At 65.9% G+C, this 17,960-nt stretch carries 15 protein-coding genes; 6 read left to right on the top strand and 9 right to left on the bottom strand.

The genetic code is table 11. The annotated features are described in order from the left end of the window. The first annotated feature begins 36 nt into the window (after nucleotides 1-36). On the top strand, nucleotides 37-2,127 hold the full coding sequence (locus tag WCL10_RS04615) for a bifunctional (p)ppGpp synthetase/guanosine-3',5'-bis(diphosphate) 3'-pyrophosphohydrolase (RefSeq protein ID WP_336894608.1): 2,091 nt from the start codon (nucleotides 37-39) through the stop codon (nucleotides 2,125-2,127). Further along, nucleotides 2,124-2,540 carry an ester cyclase gene (locus WCL10_RS04610; RefSeq protein ID WP_336894453.1) on the top strand — a complete coding sequence of 139 codons (417 nt, stop codon included), beginning with the start codon at nucleotides 2,124-2,126 and terminating at the stop codon, nucleotides 2,538-2,540. The genes WCL10_RS04615 and WCL10_RS04610 overlap by 4 nt, the downstream gene beginning before the upstream one ends. On the opposite strand, the gene WCL10_RS04605 is transcribed toward WCL10_RS04610, so the two are convergent. Further along, entirely contained in the window at nucleotides 2,537-3,898 is a 1,362-nt protein-coding gene (locus WCL10_RS04605) for an SRPBCC family protein (RefSeq protein WP_336894452.1), read from the bottom strand. The two genes, WCL10_RS04610 and WCL10_RS04605, sit on opposite strands and share 4 nt — an antisense overlap. Before the next feature lie 114 nt (nucleotides 3,899-4,012). Between WCL10_RS04605 and WCL10_RS04600 the strand changes: the two genes are divergently transcribed. Further along, the gene (locus WCL10_RS04600) at nucleotides 4,013-5,536 is read left to right on the top strand and encodes a M28 family peptidase (RefSeq protein WP_336894451.1); all 1,524 of its coding nucleotides are present in this window, start codon (nucleotides 4,013-4,015) and stop codon (nucleotides 5,534-5,536) included. Between the two features lie 27 nt (nucleotides 5,537-5,563). Here the strand turns inward: WCL10_RS04600 and WCL10_RS04595 are convergent, their stop codons facing one another. From WCL10_RS04595 to WCL10_RS04570, 6 genes are all read right to left on the bottom strand, one after another. Continuing rightward, the gene (locus WCL10_RS04595; protein ID WP_336894450.1) at nucleotides 5,564-5,812 is read right to left on the bottom strand and encodes a hypothetical protein; all 249 of its coding nucleotides are present in this window, start codon (nucleotides 5,810-5,812) and stop codon (nucleotides 5,564-5,566) included. Between the two features lie 126 nt (nucleotides 5,813-5,938). Continuing rightward, the gene (locus WCL10_RS04590) at nucleotides 5,939-7,213 is read right to left on the bottom strand and encodes an RcnB family protein (protein ID WP_336894449.1); all 1,275 of its coding nucleotides are present in this window, start codon (nucleotides 7,211-7,213) and stop codon (nucleotides 5,939-5,941) included. Between the two features lie 281 nt (nucleotides 7,214-7,494). Continuing rightward, a complete protein-coding gene (gene ettA, locus WCL10_RS04585; RefSeq protein ID WP_336894448.1) occupies nucleotides 7,495-9,168 on the bottom strand; it encodes an energy-dependent translational throttle protein EttA in 1,674 nt (557 codons plus the stop codon). Between the two features lie 337 nt (nucleotides 9,169-9,505). Next, complete coding sequence (locus WCL10_RS04580; protein WP_336894447.1) at nucleotides 9,506-10,297, bottom strand: dienelactone hydrolase family protein; 792 nt, start codon at nucleotides 10,295-10,297, stop codon at nucleotides 9,506-9,508. A gap of 56 nt (nucleotides 10,298-10,353) precedes the next feature. Then, a complete protein-coding gene (locus tag WCL10_RS04575; protein WP_336894446.1) occupies nucleotides 10,354-11,604 on the bottom strand; it encodes an acetyl-CoA C-acetyltransferase in 1,251 nt (416 codons plus the stop codon). A 369-nt stretch (nucleotides 11,605-11,973) separates the two neighbouring features. Further along, a complete protein-coding gene (locus WCL10_RS04570; RefSeq protein WP_336894445.1) occupies nucleotides 11,974-12,219 on the bottom strand; it encodes a type II toxin-antitoxin system ParD family antitoxin in 246 nt (81 codons plus the stop codon). 166 nt (nucleotides 12,220-12,385) lie between these two features. On the opposite strand from WCL10_RS04570, the gene WCL10_RS04565 reads away from it, so the two are divergent. From WCL10_RS04565 to WCL10_RS04555, 3 genes are all read left to right on the top strand, one after another. Then, nucleotides 12,386-13,585, top strand: a complete 1,200-nt coding sequence (locus WCL10_RS04565) for a M20 family metallopeptidase (protein WP_336894444.1) — start codon at nucleotides 12,386-12,388, stop codon at nucleotides 13,583-13,585. A gap of 62 nt (nucleotides 13,586-13,647) precedes the next feature. After that, complete coding sequence (locus WCL10_RS04560; protein WP_336894443.1) at nucleotides 13,648-14,430, top strand: tyrosine-protein phosphatase; 783 nt, start codon at nucleotides 13,648-13,650, stop codon at nucleotides 14,428-14,430. A 59-nt stretch (nucleotides 14,431-14,489) separates the two neighbouring features. Next, complete coding sequence (locus tag WCL10_RS04555) at nucleotides 14,490-14,948, top strand: hypothetical protein (RefSeq protein WP_336894442.1); 459 nt, start codon at nucleotides 14,490-14,492, stop codon at nucleotides 14,946-14,948. 10 nt (nucleotides 14,949-14,958) lie between these two features. Here the strand turns inward: WCL10_RS04555 and WCL10_RS04550 are convergent, their stop codons facing one another. Together WCL10_RS04550 and WCL10_RS04545 are read right to left on the bottom strand one after the other, a co-directional pair. Further along, entirely contained in the window at nucleotides 14,959-16,482 is a 1,524-nt protein-coding gene (locus tag WCL10_RS04550; protein ID WP_336894441.1) for a DUF1963 domain-containing protein, read from the bottom strand. A gap of 102 nt (nucleotides 16,483-16,584) precedes the next feature. Next, nucleotides 16,585-17,808 (bottom strand): NADP-dependent isocitrate dehydrogenase, encoded by a 1,224-nt coding sequence (locus WCL10_RS04545; protein ID WP_336894440.1) that lies wholly within the window; start codon nucleotides 17,806-17,808, stop codon nucleotides 16,585-16,587. Between the last annotated feature and the right edge of the window lie 152 nt (nucleotides 17,809-17,960).

Here is a 17,960-nt window from a genome sequence, read left to right as displayed (position 1 = left end):
GTGGGAAGTGGCGGGCAGGGGCCATCTAAGATGGAAATGCTGCGTCAGTACGAACTTGTCGAACGCGTGCTCGCCTATGATCCGGATGCGGACGAGGCGATGCTGAACCGCGCCTATGTCTATACCGTGCAGAAACACGGCTCGCAGAAGCGCGCTTCGGGCGATCCGTACTTCTCCCATCCGGTCGAAGTTGCGGGCCTGATGACGGAGCTGAAGCTCGATCAGGAGACGATCATCACCGCGCTGCTCCACGATACGGTGGAGGATACGCTCGCCACGGTCGAGGAAGTCGAACGATTGTTCGGCCCCGAAGTGGCGCGGCTGGTCGATGGGGTGACCAAGCTCTCCAAGATCGAGACGATGAGCGACAAGGAGCGTGCGGCGGAAAACCTGCGCAAGTTCCTGCTCGCGATGTCCGAGGATTTGCGCGTGCTGCTGGTGAAGCTGGCGGACCGGCTGCACAACATGCGCACGCTCCACTATATCAAGAGCGAGGAAAAGCGTCGCCGCATCGCGCGCGAGACGATGGAGATCTACGCGCCGCTGGCCGAGCGCGTGGGCATGTACGAATACATGCGCGAGATGCAGCTGCTGGCCTTCGAACAGCTGGAGCCCGAGGCCTATGCCACTATCACCGGGCGGCTGACCGCGATCCGCAACGACGAGGGCGCGCAAGTCGATTCCATTGCGCTGGCGATCAAGCAGACCCTGGCGGAAGCGGGGCTGAAGGTGGAGGTTTCGGGGCGCGAGAAGCACCCGTTCTCGATCTGGCGCAAGATGGCCGAGCGCCATGTGAGCTTCGAACAGATCACCGATATCATGGCGTTTCGCGTGCTGACCGAGAGCGCGGAGGATTGCTACACCGCGCTGGGGCTGCTGCACCAGACCTGGCAAATGATCCCGGGGCGGTTCAAGGACTATATCTCGACGCCCAAAATGAACGGCTACAAGAGCCTGCACACCTCGCTGATCTACAACAATGCCATGCGCGTAGAAGTGCAGATCAAGACGCACGAGATGCACCGGATCAACGAATTCGGCCTCGCCGCACACTGGGCCTACAAGCAGGGCGAATTGCCGGACGGGCAAGTGGGCTGGGTGCGCGATCTGGTCGAGATCCTGGAAGCGAGCCACGATCCGGACGAACTGCTCGAAAACACCAAGATGGCGATCTATCAGGACCGCATCTTTGCCTTCACCCCCAAAGGCGCGCTTTATCAGCTGCCCAAGGGCGCGACGCCGATCGACTTTGCCTTTGCCGTGCACACCAATCTCGGCGGGCAGGCGGTGGGCGCGAAGATCAACGGGCGGCACGTGCCGCTGCGCACCACGCTGGGCAACGGCGATGTGGTGGAAATCATCAAGAGCCGCAGCAGCGAACCGCAGCTTTCATGGCTGGCGTTTGTCGTGACAGGCAAGGCGCGCGCCGCGATCCGCCGCGCGGTGCGCCAGAAGGAGCGCGCCGAGATCGCCGAAATCGGGCGCAAGCTCTATGACGAGATCGCCGAGCGGCTGCCGAGCAAGATCGGCAAGAAGGCGCTGGCCGACGCGATCAAGCGGCTGAAATTCGCGAACGAGGAAGAGCTGATGGTCGCCATCGGCAGCGCCAAGATCGACGACCGGCAGGTGATGGAAGCGCTGGTGCCGGGCAGCGCGGCGAACTTCCCCGCGAGCGAGGGCTGGCCCAGCCAGCAGCGAGCGATCGCGGTGCGGGGTCTCACGCCCGGCATGGCCTTCAAGCTCGCCGATTGCTGCCACCCGGTGCCGGGCGACCGAATCGTGGGCCTGCGGCGGCTGGGGCAGGGCGTGACCGTCCACGCGATCGACTGCCTGAGCCTCGCCAACGGCATCGATGCCGACTGGATCGACCTCTCCTGGGACGCGCGAACCGACGGCGCGGTGGGCCGCCTGCGCGCGGAGCTTTACAACCGGCCGGGCACGCTGGCGGAAATGGCGGGGGTCTTTGCCAAGAACCACGCCAACGTGGTCAATCTTGAGATGACCCAGCGGGAGAACCCGTTTCATACCTACGAGGTGGATCTGGAGGTGCGCGATCTGGCGCATCTGACGCGGATCGTGAGTGCGCTGCGGGCGAGTGATGCTGTGGCGCAGGCGGACCGGATTTGACGCCGACGCGGCTGATCGAGCGGTTCTATCACGAGGTGTGGAACCGGGCCGACGAGGATGTCGCGCGCGAGATTCTGGCCGTTGATTTCCGGTTTCGCGGTTCACTGGGCCCGGAGAAGCACGGCGTCGACGGCTTCATCGACTATACGCGCCAAGTTCACGCAGCGCTTGCCGGCTACACCTGCACGATCCTTGAGATCATCGAGCGGGAAGAACGCGCGGCGGTTTGGCTGCGCTTTGCCGGCGTACACCGGGGCAAGTTCTTCGGCGTCGAGGCGACGGGACGGGAGATCAGCTGGGCTGGCGCGGCCTTCTTCGGCTTCTTGGAAGGGCGGATCGCCGAACTGTGGGTTCTGGGCGATGTGGATGCGGTGAAGGCGCAGCTGGGCGCAGGCGCGGGGGTCGGCCTCTAGGACCCCTCTGCCAGCGCGGCATCCAGCGCATCATGGAAGTGCTGCACGCGCGCTTCCTCGTCGCTGAGCCACACGGATTGGAAGCCGCTTGAGGCCATGCCTTGCTGGACGCGGGCGAGGAGGGAGATGTCCTCGTCGATGGTGACGGTCATGGTCTTGCGGCCGGCGATGATGTCTTCGTGGGTGAAGCTGTCGCGCGGGGGGCGCTGGTAGTCGGCGGGGCGGGGGCCGTTGAGGCGGAAGTGGGTGCCGGCTTCGGTGCCGTCCGCGGCCTTGGCCTTGGCGGCGTCTTCCTCGGTGCCGTGGAACTGGACGAGGGTGATCATGTCGAAATGGCTCTTCGCCGGATCGGCGCCATCGGGGCGCGAGCGCATCAGCCAGGCGCTTTCGGGGGTGATCGAGAGGATCACGTTGGGGAAGAGGTTGAACTGCCACACGTCGCTGAGCTGGGCATCGGAAAAGCCGGCGTAGGCGAGGCCCTGTTCTTTGGCGGCGGCGCGCTTGGCGCGTTGGAGGGCGGTGCGGATATCGGCGACGCGGCCCTGATAGTCCGCCGGATCGAGGCCGAAGGCCTGCAATTGCATCGCGAGCAGATCGGTCGGCGCATCGGGCACGGGGAAGCCGGAATCGGTGGTGCCGCCCTCGACATAGACGGCGGTGTGGCCGTGATCGAACAGTTCGAACGGGGCATTGGCGCATTCGAACATGCGCCGGTGGAGCGGGTGGATGAAGGGGACGTGGTAGAGCTCGGCGAAGTTGTCGAGGATCGCCTTCCAGTTGCAGGTGTGCGAGACGGTCTGGTCGCCCGTGACGGTCATCGCCTCGATCCGGTAGGGATCGATCAGGCCGTGGATCGGCGCGAGGAATTCGGTGAGGGTAAGGTCGCCGGGGGTGAGGCGGACGAAGACCATGCCCAGCGCCTCTTCGACCTCGACCGCCTCGAGCGCCAGCTTGTCCTTGGGCACGCCGTTGGAAAAGCGCGCGGCGCCGGGCACGCCTTGCAGGGCGCCGTCGAGCCCGTAGGCCCAGGCGTGATAGGGGCAGACGACCTTGCGGAGCATGCCGAGCGGCTCGGTAACGAGGCGGGTGCCGCGATGGGTGCAGGCATTGTGCATCGCGCGCAAAGTGCCGTCCATGCCGCGCGCGATCAGCACGGATTCCGCGCCGATATCGAAGGTGAAGTATTGGCCGGTCGCGGCGACATCGGCGGCGACGCCGGCGACGAGCCATGTGTGGGACCACAGGGCCGCGCGCTCGCGCTCTATCCACTCGCGGGTGAGGTAGCGATCCTTGGTGAAATTGCTGATCGGGATCGGCGCGGTATCGGGCGCGTGGGGCTGGGGGCTTGCTGTGGCCATGGGGGGCTCCCGGCAGAGGGCTGTGCTGCGGAGTGTTATGGACCCAATGCGGGTGGACAGAACTGGCTATTCTCTTAGGCTGCCTTCCGGCGCCGAGGAAATTGGGGGAATGCAATGCGCAGGGCGGGATTGAAATGGCTGGCGCTGGCGGTTTCGGGCCTGCTGGCGCCGATCGGCACGGTAGCCGAGGCCAAGGATGCTGCACCTGACGCCGCAACGCGGGCGTGGTGGGCGCTGACGCGGGAGCTTTCCTCCGATGCGATGGAAGGGCGTGATACGGGCTCGCCGGGGTATGACCGGGCGGCGGCGGTGGTCGCGAAACGGTTTGCCAAGGCGGGGCTGAAGCCGGCGGGAGAGGGGAGCGGCTGGTTCCAGACGATCCCGTTCGAGGACTTGCGGCTCGCCGAGGCGCGGTCGCGGCTGACGATCGGGGGCAAGCGGCTGGCGTTCAACCGCGAGGTGCAATTGGCGCCCTCCGCAGCGACGCCCAAGGCGCTGGCGGCGGCGGCGACGTTTCGCGGCTATTGCTCAGCGGATGAGATCGGTGATGTTAAGGGGCGCTTGGTGGTCTGCTATGGCCGCCCGGCACCGGCGCGGCTCAAGGGGTTTGATCGGGCCAAGGCGCTGCACGAGGCTGGCGCGGCGGGGATGCTGTTGATTGCGGCGCCGGGCCTGCCGGGCGAACCGATCCGCTGGCCCTTTGCCTATTCTCGCAGCGTGGTGCCGCTGGAAGACACGGTGAAAGCGAAGGCCGGTGCGCCATTTTTACAGGGCGTGCTCGATCCCGCCGCTTTCAGGCGATTGACGCCCCGGGCCGGGGCGATCCTGAAGGCGGGTGCGGCGGGGGCCGATCTGCCGCTTGCGGAACTGGGACAGGCGGCGGCGCGGCTCACGATCGTGCGGCGCGTGACGCGTTCGGCCAATGTGCTGGGGCTGCTGCCGGGGACAGATCCGGCGCTGGCCGGTGAGGTGATCGTGATCTCGGCGCATCTCGACGGCTATGGCCGGGGCGAGCCGGTGTCGGGCGATGCGATCTACAACGGCACGCTCGATGATGCCGCCTATGTCGCGCTGCTGGAGCAACTGGCCGCGGCGCGCGCGGGCAAGGGCTTTCGGCGGCCGGTTCTGTTTGCCGTCTATACGGGCGAGGAGAAAGGGCTGTGGGGCTCGCGCTGGTTTGTGCGGCATCCGACTGTGCCGCTCGCTTCACTGGCGGCGGTGATCAATCTCGATCAGGTGCGGCCGCTCTATCCGCTGAAAGTGCTCACGGTGCATGGGCTGAAGGAGAGCGCGCTCGGCGATCTGGTGCGCCAAGTGGCGACGGCGCGCGGGATCGCTGTGCAGGAAGACCCCGAGCCGGAGCGCGATCTGCTGCGCCGATCGGACAACTGGCCATTGATGCAGGCGGGCGTGCCGGGGGCGAGCTTTGTCTTTGCGACGTATGATGCAGCTTCGCGGGCGCGCTACCGCGACTGGTACCAGCGGCGCTACCATCACCCGGCGGATGATCTGGCGACGCCGGTGGACTGGCAGGCGGCGGCGGACTTCAACCGCTTCTTCACCGCACTGACCGAGGCGGCGGCGGAGGCTCCGGAGCGCATCCAGTGGCATCCGGGCATGCGGCCGGGGGGCGACTGAGCCGCTCCCCGGTGCGCGGTTGCCTTGTCAGTAATCCAGCAGGAAATCGCTGTAGACCACCTTGGGGTGGATGGTGGTGCCGAGCGTGGCGAACAGAATGGCCGCCGTCCCGCCGAGGCCGTCCGGATCATAGTACAGGTCACCATTCGTGGTGTTGTAGATGATGTGGTCATCGGCATCGCGGGCAGTCGTCGCGCCGGCGGCGGCATAGAATTGGCTCTTGCCAAGAGTTGACCCCACTGCGCCAGTCAGCCCCGAGACCATGCAAGAGGCCATGACTGGCCTCTCATGTCTCGAACTCACGCGACATTACATAGCGCAAAAAGCGCCATGCTGCGCAACAAAAAACCCTTTTGGTGGCTTTCCGGGGGGCGCGAGGTTGAGCGGGCGCCCCCCGTGGCTTCAGTAGAAAATGTCGTAGATCGCGTCGACAACTTCGCCAGAGTAGATATCGACAAGGAGCGCGTCGTCGTAATAGCGCACCCAGCGGTATGGGCCCCCAGCGGGCGGCAGGCGATAGGCGTAAGGATCGGCGATCCAGTAGCGCTCGTCATAGAACGGCTGGCCGATGACCACGCCGATGCTCAGGCGGCTGTAGGAATAATCCTGCCATGGGGCGTAGTAGAAGCCGAGGCTGAACACGCTGCGGTTGCGATTGCGCCAGCCGTGCCAGTCGTAGCGGTTGTCACGCCGCCAGCCATCGCGGTCCCACGCACGCCAGCCGTTGCCGTAGCCGCCCTGCCAGCCGTTGTTGTGGCCGTTGTTGTAGCCCCAGCCGTTGTTGCCCCAACCGTTGTTGTTGCTCCAGCCGCCACGGCCCCGGTGCCAGTCGCGCGAGGTGTTGTTGCTCCAGCCGCCGCGGTTCCACTGACCGTTGTTGTTGCGGCCCCAGTTCTGGTCGCGGTTCCACTGGCCGTTGTTGTCCTGACGCCATTGGGTGCCGTTGCCCCGTGACCACTGGCCGTTGCGGTCCCGGTTCCAGCCGTTGCCGTTGTCGCCCGGGCGGCCGACATTGTCGCCGGCACCATTGTTGTCGCGATTCCAGTTGCCGCGCCCGCCGTTGCCGGTTCCGCCGGGGTTGCCGCGCGAGGGATCGACATAGGTCGGGTTTCTGCCGTTCCAAGAAGGGGTTGTGCTGCCTTGCGGCTCCTGACCGCCTCGCGACCAGTTCGGCCGGCCAAAGGTGGGCTGACCGGCGGGGTACGCACCGTTGCCGCGATCGCCGCGTTCGCGGTCGGACCCGCCGCTCTGCCATGTCGGGCGCCCGTTCCAGCTGCCCGGATTCGAGGATTGGGGAACTTGGCTACCCTGCGATCCGCCGCTTTGCCATGCGGGACGCCCGTTCCAGCCGCCCGGATTGGAGGGCTGGCGCGAGGGCTGGGGGACCTGGCCGGCCTGTGATCCGCCGTTCTGCCACGCGGGGCGGCCGTTCCAGGCCGGCTGCGGGTTGGCGGCAGGGCCGCGGCTTTGCCACGAGGGGGCCTGCGAGGGCTGGGGATTGCTGCGCGGCATGGAGGGCATCGCGGGCGGTGCGCTTCGCTCCATCCGGCCGGCGCCGCGCTCGCCGCGATCGGGGCGCTCCTGCGCCGAGGCGGCCGCGGGGATAAGCGCCGCAGTGCCGAGGGCAAGGGCGAAAAGGGCGGAAACGCTGCTCTTCAAAACGGACTTTGCGGCCATGGTCCCGGCTCCCGTTGGCTGAGTCGCGATCGACCCGGCTCGTGTCATAGCACTGCAATTAACCGAGTCGCGCTGTCGCTGCGGTGAACCGTGGTGCAGACGAGGGTTCAGGTTGGGAGAAGGCTCGGTGCGGCGCGGGAGGATTTGATCTCCGCTGGACCCATGGTGGCCTTTGCGTTTGGAGGCCCAGCTTCCCTTGGGCACCTCCCCCCAGCCGGTGCGGTTCCGGGCGCTGGGGGCGAAGACGCAGGGGCTCTGATCGAGGCCCCTGCGTTTCGGGATTACCGCGTCAACTTCTTGTAAGCGAGCCTTGTCGGCCGATCCGCCGCGTCACCCAGACGGCGGCGCTTGTCTTCCTCGTAGGCTTCGAAGTTGCCTTCGAACCATTCGACATGGCTGTCGCCCTCGAACGCGAGGATGTGCGTGGCGAGGCGATCGAGGAAGAAGCGGTCGTGGCTGATGACCACGGCGCAGCCGGCGAAGTTTTCGATGGCTTCTTCGAGCGCGCGTAGGGTTTCGACGTCGAGGTCGTTGGTCGGCTCGTCAAGCAGGAGGACGTTGCCGCCCTGCTTGAGCATCTTGGCGATGTGCACGCGGTTGCGTTCACCGCCTGAAAGCTTGCCGACGTTCTTCTGCTGATCCTGGCCCTTGAAGTTGAACGCGCCGACATAGGCGCGGGTGCTCATGTCCTGCTTGTTGACCTTCATGTAGTCGAGCCCGTCGGAGATTTCCTCCCAGACGTTCTTCGACGGATCGAGGTGGTCGCGGCTCTGGTCGACATAGCCGAGGCGCACGGTCTGGCCGATCTCGATCGTGCCGCTGTCGGGTTTTTCCTGCCCGGTGATGAGCTTGAACAGCGTGGACTTGCCCGCGCCGTTCGGCCCGATCACGCCGACGATGCCGCCGGGGGGCAGGAGGAAGGAGAGATCCTCGAACAGAAGCTTGTCGCCATAGGCCTTCGAGATGTTCTTGGCCTCGATCACTTTGCCGCCGAGGCGCTCGGGCACCTGAATGACGATCTGGGCCTTGTTGATGACGCGGCTTTCGGCTGATTCCACCAGCTGGTCGAAGGCCTTGATGCGCGCCTTGCTCTTGGTCTGGCGGCCCTTGGTGCCCGCGCGGATCCAGTCGAGCTCGTCCTTGATTGCCTTCTGCTTGGAGGTGTCCTCGCGCTCTTCCTGCTCGAGCCGCTTGGCCTTGGCTTCAAGGTAGGTCGAGTAGTTGCCCTCGTAAGGGAAGTACTTGCCGCGATCGAGTTCGAGGATCCAGCCGACGACGTTGTCGAGGAAGTAGCGATCGTGGGTGATCATCAGCACCGCGCCGGCATATTCCTTGAGGTGGTTTTCCAGCCAGTTGACGCTTTCGGCATCGAGGTGGTTGGTCGGCTCGTCGAGCAGCAGGATCGAAGGTTTCTGGATGAGCAGGCGGGTGAGCGCGATGCGGCGCTTTTCACCGCCCGAGAGGTTGTCGACCGGCCAATCGCCCGGCGGGCAGCGCAGGGCTTCCATCGCGATCTCGAGCTGGTTGTCGAGCGTCCAGCCATCGACCGCGTCGATCTTGTCCTGAAGCTCGGCCATTTCGGCACCGAGGGCGTCGAAATCGGCGTCCTCCTCGCCCATCTCCATGCCGATCTGGTTGAAGCGCTCGACCATGTCGGCCGTCGCGCGGGCGCCGTCCTTGACGTTTTCCAGCACGGTCTTGGTGTTGTCGAGCTGCGGTTCCTGCTCAAGGTAGCCGACGGTGATGTTCTCGCCGGGCCACGCTTCGCCGGTAAAGTCCTTGTCGATGCCGGCCATGATCTTGATCAGCGTGGACTTGCCCGCGCCGTTCGGGCCCACGATGCCGATCTTGGCACCCTGATAGAACTGCAGGCTGATATTGCTGAGCACCGGCTTGGGCGCGCCGGGGAAGGTCTTGGTCATGTTCTTCATGACGTAGGCGTACTGGGCGGCCATCGGGGGTCCTTGCGTATTTCTGGAATGTGCGGTTGCGGCGCGCTCTACAGGGGCGTGGGGCGGCGGGCAAGCGCAGGAAGAAAGGGGTTCACGCGGAGGCGCGGAGGCGCGGAAAGAGAAGGGTGTTTCTCGCAGAGACGCAGAGGGGGCAGAGGGCGCAGAGAAGGGAGGAAAGGAGCGACGAAGGGAGGGAGGACTGGCTGGCCGCAGGCCTTTGTTCCTGTCCGGAGCGTTGCAGGATGAAAGCGGCTTTGCCGCAAGCTTTACCTCTCTGCGGTCTCTGCTCCCTCTGCGTCTCTGCGAGAAACACCCTTCTCTTGATTCCGGCAGAACCGCCTCAGGCCCCGGTGCGCTGCCGGAAGAAGGCGATGACGTCCTGCTCGACCTGTTTCGTGGCGCTGCCGGGCTCGTCGATGAGGTGCCAGGTCAGCACCGAATGCGGCGCGATGGGGGCGTTCGGGTTGGCGTCGGCGTCGGGGAGTTCGATCGTGACGCAGCGTTCGCCGAAGGTGTCCTTCAGCGCGGCGAAGCGGGCATCGGGGACGAAGCCGTCGCTCGGGAAGCGCAGCGCCATCAGGGTGAGGTCTTCCTCCTCGAACCGGCGCTTGGCGCAGGCGATTTCTTCCGCGCTCGCGTCGATGCGTCCGGCGCCCTTCTTCCCCAGCGGGAGCGAGGGCTGCGAAAGGACCGGCGCGACGACGGCGGGCTCGGTCATCATCGCCAGCGCAAAGCCGCCGGTGAAGCACATGCCGACCGCGCCGACGCCGCGACCGCCGCAATCGGCATGCGCCTTGCGGGCGAGGGCGCGCAGCCAGTCGACGATCGGGCTGGATTTGCCATTGGCCCAGACGTTGAATTCGCGGCGCACGCAGATCGACCAAAGCATCTGGCCCACGGTGTAGGCCTTGGAGGGCTTGCGTCCGTCCTCGCCGAACAGGCTGGGGCAATAGACCGTCATGCCCTGCGCGGCGACGCGGTCGGCAAAGCGCAGCACCTGGGGGTGGAGATTGGGCATTTCGTGCATGACGATGACGGCGGGGCCGCTGCCCTTGCGCCAGACGCGGCGGGTCCAGGGGCCATCAGTGAAATCGAAGGCTTCGTAGCCTGCTAAGACTTCCGGATTCTTCATGCACGTTCCCCTCTCCCAACCCTCTCCCCTGAAGGGGAGAGGGCTTCCTGGTCGGATCAGAGGCGTTCGATGATGATCGCCGGGGCCATGCCGCCCGCCGCGCACATCGTGACGAGGCCGTAGCGGCCGCCCGAGCGTTCGAGTTCGTCGAGCGCGGTGCCGATGAGGATCGAACCGGTCGCGCCGATCGGGTGGCCGAGCGCCATGGCGCCGCCGTTGATGTTCACCTTGGCGCGGTCAAGATCGAGATCGCGGATGAACTTTTCGGCGACGACGGCGAAGGCCTCGTTGATTTCCCAGACGTCGATGTCTTCCTTGGTGAGGCCCGCCTTGGCGAGGACCTTCTTTGCGGCCGGGACCGGGGCATTCAGCATGAGCGTCGGATCATCGCCCTGGTTGGCATAGGCAACGATGCGCGCGCGGGGCTTGAGGCCGTGCTTTTCGGCATAAGCGGGCGAGGTGATGAGGATCGCGGCGGCGCCATCGACCACTCCCGACGAGTTGCCGGCGTGGTGGACCGGCTTGATGTCGACATCCGGATAGCGGCGGTTGATCTGCTTGCGGAAGGTCATGCCGCCGCCCAGATCGAAGTCCATCATGCCGGCAAATGCGGGCTTGAGGCTGGCAAGGCCCTCGGCAGTCGTTTCGGGCCGGGGGAATTCCTCGCGATCGAGCGCGACGGTGCCGTCTTCGTTGAGCACGGGGATGACCGACTTGTTGAAGCGGCCTTCCTTGATGGCAACGTCGGCGCGCTGCTGGCTGACGAGCGCGAGCGCGTCGAGCGCTTCACGGTCGATGCCTTCGATCGTGGCGATGGCATCGCCGCAGATGCCCTGATGCGACTGCGGATGGAGCTCGTCGAGCGCCTTGTTGCCCGAGCCCATGAGGCGCGGCGGGAAGCCGGCATTGGCTTCGGCGGCGGCATTGGCGGCGGTGAAGCTCATCATTTCGGTGCCGCCGGCGATCACGCAGTCTTCCATGCCCGACATGACCGTGGCTGCCGCGAGGTTCACCGAGGTGATGCCGCCGCCGCAGAAGCGGTCGAGCGTGGTGCCGCTGGCGGTGATATTGTAGCCGGCAGCGAGCGCGGCCATGCGGCCGAGATCGCCGCCCTGCTTGCCGACCTGCGACGAGGTCGACCAGATGATATCGTCGACCGTGCCGGTATCGAGATTGTTGCGCTCTGCGATGGCCTTCATGACCGTGGCGGCGAGGTGCTGCGGATGGAGGTGCGAAAGCGCGCCCTTGCCGGGCTTGCCAACCCCGCGCGGGGTGCGGACGGCGTCGATGATATAGGCTTCGGCCATTGTGACTCTCCCACAAGTGTTAATCAGTCGATTAAACCGGGGTGGCGCGGGGCGCAAGGGGGATCAGTGCGCATCGAAATGGATGGCTGGATCGCCGCGGCCGTGGAGGATGTTGATGATCTCGACGGCGTTTTGGGTGTAGCGGAAGAAGATGATGTAGCCTTGTGCCGGAGTGCTGCGGACCCCGTCGCCGAGTTCAGGCCTGGCCGTTCCGAGCGTGGCGGAAAGACTGCGAATCTTGCCGCAGCGCGCCTTGAGTCTGGCGACGAAATCCCTGGCAACCTTGAGGTCGCCTGTTTCGCGGGTCAGATAGGAGACAATCTGTTCGATGTCCCGTTGCGCCGAGGCGCGGAAGACGAGACGGCGAACTCAGTACCCTTCCTCAGCCAGCTTCGTGAAGACGCCTTCAAGATGCTCGTCGACTTCCTCTTCGGTGTAGAACACGTTCTCGGCCAGCGATGCCTGGATCGTCTCGCGCAAGGAAATCAGTTTCGCCTCGCGCTCCTCCACGAGACGCAGGCCCTCCCGGACGACTTCGCTGGCCGAACTGTAGCGACCGGACTTGACGACTGCGTTGACGAAGCTTTCCCAGCGGTCTCCGATGGATACGTTCATGGCTCTGCTCCTGCTCTGATGACAGCGCGCAAAATAGGCCGATAACGAAAACTGCGCAATTGTTGTTATTCGGCGACTTGCGCGACAGGGCAAGCTCTTACGGCAAACCTCGACAAGTCTTCGCCTCCAATCCTATGCTGCAATGACATCCCCGAAGGAGCCCCCCATGCTGCATGCCGAACTGCTGGAACAGGCCCGAACCCTCGAGCCGCAGATCACGGCGCTGAGGCGCGCGATCCATGCCGAACCTGAGTTGGGGCTGTACACGCCTCTGACCCGCGACAAGGTGCGCGCTGCGCTGGCGCATTTACCGCTTACGTGGCGCGAGGGGCCTTCGACGACGGGGCTGGTGGCGACCTTGAAGGGCGGCGCCGGTGAAGGCCGCAGGGTGCTGCTGCGGGGGGATATGGATGCGCTTGAGATGTCGGAAGAGACGGGGCTGGAGTTCGCTTCGACTTTTGCGGGCCGCATGCATGCTTGCGGGCACGACGCGCATACCGCGATGCTGGCAGGGGCGGCGGAGCTGCTCTGCGCGCGGGCCGACAAGCTGGCCGGCGAAGTGCAGTTCATGTTCCAGCCGGGCGAGGAAGGGCACCACGGCGCACGCTTCATGATTGACGATGGCTTGCTTGAGCCGCGTGCGGACGCGGCCTTTGCCCTGCACATCATGCCCAACAGTCCGCACGGGCTGGTGGCCGGGCGCGCGGGTACTCTGCTGGCTTCGGCGGACCGCTTCGAGATCACGGTCAAGGGCGATGGCGGCCATGCCTCGATGCCGCACGACACGCTCGATCCCGTGCCGGTGGCCTGCGAGATCGTGAGTGCGATCCAGACCATGGTGACGCGCAAGTTTTCGGTGGCCGATCCGGTGGTGGCTACGGTTTCGAAGATCGAGGCGGGGACGGCCTACAACGTCATTCCGGACAGCGCGCATCTGCTGGGCACCTTGCGCACGCTTTCGCCCGGCGCGCGGGCGCGGCTGCACGAGGCTTTGCCCAGGCTTGTCGAGCATATCGCGGCGGCGCACGGGCTGACCGCGACGACCGCGATCATTCCGGGCTTTCCGGTGACGATCTGTGATGCGCGGGCGGTCGATCTGGGCGCGACAGTGGCGGAGGAGATCGCGGGCGCGGGCAAGTTCCAGCGGCTGGCGCAGCCGATCATGGGGGCGGAAGACTTCTCCTATGTGCTGGAAATCATGCCCGGCGCGATGTTCTTCCTCGGCGTCGCGCCCGAGGGGGCGGACTGGAAGAGCTGCTGCTCAATCCATTCGACGCGGATGATGCTCGATGAAAGCGTGATGCCGCTGGGGTCTGCCTTGCTCGCGGGGTGCGCGGAGCGGTTCCTTGAACGCGGCTTTGCGTGAGGTGCAATGCTCTCGTCTTGAAGGGCTGGCATCGCCGCGGCTGATCTGACAGGGACCTCATCATGCAAGACCGCGTCCTGCCGCTTTCCGGCATTCACAATTTCCGCGACTATGGCGGCTACCAGGCGCGCGGCGGCATGCTGCGCACGGGGCACCTGTGGCGCTCGGGCCAGCATTTCGGCGCGACGGCGGAGGATCTCGAGGCGGTGCACCGCACTGGCATCGCCAAGGTGATCGACCTGCGCGGTGACAGCGAGCGGGCGGAGTATCCCTGCCTGCGCCACGAGGCCTTTGCCGGTGACGTGGTGTTCCACCCCGGCGAGACCGCGACCGAGCGAGGCGGATCCGCGCATGGCGAGGCGGCGGAAGGCATCCGCACCGCCGAGGAAGCACGCGAGTCGATGGTCAAGCTCTATGCGCGGCTGCCGTTCCGGCCGGTGCTGGTGGGCACGTTCCGGCTCTATCTCGAGACCCTCGCCAGTGAGGAACGGCCAAGCCTGCTGCACTGCTTTGCGGGCAAGGACCGCACCGGCGTGGGCGCGGCGGTGGTGCACCGGCTCATGGGCGTGCATCCCGATGATGTGATGGCCGACTACCTCCTCACCAACACGGCGGGCAATTCCGAGGCGCGGATCGCGGCGGCGGCGGTGAGCGTGCGCGCGAGCTTCGGGCCAGGCATGGACGACGGCGCACTGCGGATGATCATGTCGGTGCAGCCGGAGTTTCTCGAAAGCGCCTTTGCCGCGATCGAGCGCGAGCACGGCAACTTCGAGGCTTATGCCGAGGCGGTGCTTGGCGCGGATGCGGCGCTGGTGGGCCGGCTGGAGGAGCGGCTGGTTGTTTGAGGCTGACGGGGCGCTCGCCGGCTTTGGCCCGGTCGGGCACTCCGTGATAGGCTGGCGCCATGACGAGTCTGTTCGAAGCATGCGGCGGGTTTGAGGGCGTTCATCGCCTGGCGCAGGCGTGGCATCACCGGATCACGAACGACGAGATCGTGAACCACGCCTTCAGCCACGGATACCGCGCCGATCATGTGGTGCGGCTTTCCACCTACTGGGCCGAAGCGCTGGGCGGGCCGCCGGACTACTCCGCGCGCTACGGCGACGAGACCGCAGTTGTAAGAATGCACAGCGGCAACGGCGAGCACGATGAAATGGATCGCCGGGCGATCCTGTGCTTCGAGGCGGCGCTGGTCGATGCGGGGCTGGACAAGGAACCGCGGCTGGCGCGCGCCCTGCTGGATTACTTCACCTGGGCGACAACCACGTCCATGGCCCGCTATCATCACTCGGCGGACGATGTGCCGAGCGGTCTCGCCATTCCGCGCTGGTCATGGGACGGTCTCGAGACCCGCAGCAGATAACCCCGCAGGGTTACGTCCGCGTCAGCACCACAGCCTCGAAGTGCCGCTCGGCAAGATCTTCGGGGGTGATCCAGAACTGGATGGCGCTGCCGCCGAAATGATGACCGAGCGCGGGATTCGTGGGCAATTCGAGCAGCAGGAGATGCGTCGCGGCGAGATCGCTTGCGCCGCTTGCAGGGGCAAGCAGGCGCGGCGGGGGCGGGGCGATCACGCCTTCGGCTGTGCGCTGCGCAAGGGCATGGCGGTAAGCAAGGCGCGCGGTGATCTCGTCCGGGAACTTCGCGGCTTCCTGCGGCGAGGCGTGGAGCGTTGTCTCGATCGCTGCCTCCACCGCTTCGGGCATGATCCGTTCCGCGAGTGCGCGGTGGGTCGAAAGCCATTCCCAGAATGCTGCACGCACCGGCGCGGCGATGGGGCCGAGCGCGGGATTGCCGAGCGCGTGGTCGAACCAGGCCTGGGCTTCCTCGCGCACGGCCTTGAGCTGCGCGGCGCGGTCGGCCTCGTCGAGACCGGGGTAGGGATCGTTGAGGACCGTACGCTTTGCGCGGTCCGCTTCGTGCACCAGCGCTGCAGCGACGATCTGCACCGCGATCCAGTCCTGCGGATAGCCGTACCAAGGCGGCGCGAAGCCCTGTCCCTCGGCGTCGTGGAAATCCTCCGGGCCGAGCGGCGGGGCAAGTTCAGCGGGGCCTTGTTCTTCCAGCAGCGCGGCGGCGGCCGCCTCTGCCGGCCAGCCGGGGCCTTGGGGTTCAGGCAAGGCAATGCGGCGGGGGGCGAAGGGCCAGCGCGGCAGGACCTGCGTGCCCTGCGCCGGGGCGAGTGCCCAGGGCCAGACCAGCGCGGCCTCGTCCCCATAAGCCATTGCAAGGCCGCGAGGTGGATCAAGGGGGCGCCAGGGCGTTCCGGCATAGCCCTGCGTCCAGAGCACGCGGAATGCATCGCCCGGGCCCCAGCTGAGATCGAGAAACACCGCGAGCGCGCCGTAGTGCGGGAGCAGGCCGAGCCCGGCTTCGGGCGGCACTTCGGCGAGATCGATCTGGAGCAGGAAATGCAGCGGTTTGCCCGTGGCGGGATGAACCGGCCATTCTGCCGCGCCCTGAAGCAGCGGCGTGCCGCCAAACCAGCTGTGGCCTTCGGGCGCGCGGTGCGGGGGGAAATGCTGGCGCAGCACGATTGCCTGGCTTGCAGCGGCATCGAGCGGGGCGGGCAGGGCAGGCGCGTGAGCCGCTGGGGCGGTCGGCGCGGGTTCGTCCTCGGCCTCATCCGCGTCGGTAAGGAGCTGCGCCGCTTCGGCCTCGGCCAGCGAGGCGGCGGAGATCATGCGGCTGCGGCCTTTCTTGCGCTGCAGCGGGGTGGGCTCCGGCTCCGGCTCCGGCTCGGCAGCGCTGTCAGCGCTTTTCCGGCGGCGCTTGGCCTTGGCCTTGCGCGGTTTCGGTTCCTGCTGGGCGCGCAGGCGCAGCCAGTAGGCGATCAGCGCGATGAGACCCAGCGCGCTGACGATGAACATGGCAAAGATGGCGACAAGGGCCGACATACGTTCACCTTTCGGGTGCTACGCTGCCGGAATAGTGCGCAACCTGCAAGAAATGGTTGATATGCGCTGAAGGAGGGGCGGGGGTGTCCCCGCCCCTCTCGCTCAGGCGTCGGCGGCCATGGCCGCTTCGAGGTTTTCGACGATGGCTTCGAAGAACTGCTCGGTGGTCATCCACGGCTGGTTGGGGCCGATGAGAATGGCGAGGTCCTTGGTCATCTTGCCGCTTTCCACCGTCTCGATGCAGACGCGCTCGAGCGTTTCGGCGAACTTTACGACGTCCGGGGTCTCGTCGAACTTGCCGCGGTAGATGAGGCCGCGGGTCCAGGCGAAGATCGAGGCGATCGGGTTGGTCGAGGTCTGCTTGCCCTGCTGGTGCTGGCGGTAGTGGCGCGTGACGGTGCCATGCGCTGCCTCGGCTTCGATCGTCTTGCCGTCGGGCGACATCAGCACCGAGGTCATCAGGCCGAGCGAGCCGAAGCCCTGCGCCACGGTATCGGACTGCACGTCGCCGTCGTAGTTCTTGCAGGCCCAGACGAACTTGCCCGACCACTTGAGCGCCGAGGCGACCATGTCGTCGATCAGGCGGTGTTCGTAGACGATATCGGCGGCCTTGAACTTCTCGGCAAAGCCTTCGGTTTCGAACACTTCCTGGAACAAGTCCTTGAAGCGGCCGTCGTAGGCCTTGAGGATCGTGTTCTTGGTCGAAAGGTAGACCGGCCAGCCGAGCGCGAGGCCATAGTTGAACGAGGCGCGGGCGAAATCGCGGATCGAATCGTCGAGATTGTACATCGCCATGGCGACGCCGGCGGAGGGGAAGTCGAACACGTCGAGGTCGATCTTCTGGCCGTCATCGCCGTCCCACACGAGACGCAGCTTGCCCGGGCCCGGGATCAGGGTGTCGGTCGCCTTGTACTGATCGCCGAACGCGTGGCGGCCGACGACGATGGGATCGGTCCAGCCCGGTACGAGACGCGGCACGTTCTGAATGACGATGGGTTCGCGGAACACCACGCCGCCGAGAATGTTGCGGATCGTGCCGTTGGGCGACTTCCACATCTTCTTGAGGTGGAATTCCTCGACCCGCTGCTCGTCCGGCGTGATCGTGGCGCATTTCACGCCCACGCCGTACTCCTTGATCGCATTGGCCGAATCGATCGTGATCTGGTCGTTCGTCTCGTCGCGCTTCTCGACCGAGAGGTCGTAGTACTTCAGATCGATATCGAGGTAGGGAAGGATCAGACGCTCACGGATCCACTGCCAGATGATCCGCGTCATTTCGTCGCCATCGAGCTCGACGACAGGATTCTTCACCTTGATCTTTGCCATGGGTCTCGTGCCTTCCCGGGGAGAGGTTCAAAATTTGCCGTTCCTTAGCAGGCGCTTCCGTGCGCGCAAGCGGGGCTATCTCACCAAAGGGCAAAGTCCCTCGCGATTCGCGCGGTTTGGGTCTGGACAGCGGCGGGGGGCGGGTTCTAGAC

It is taken from the genome of Novosphingobium sp. (genome assembly GCF_037133355.1).
Lineage (GTDB): Bacteria > Pseudomonadota > Alphaproteobacteria > Sphingomonadales > Sphingomonadaceae > Novosphingobium.
The sequence above is the reverse complement of the archived record's forward strand: the minus strand, read 5'-3'. Positions and strand labels throughout refer to the sequence as shown.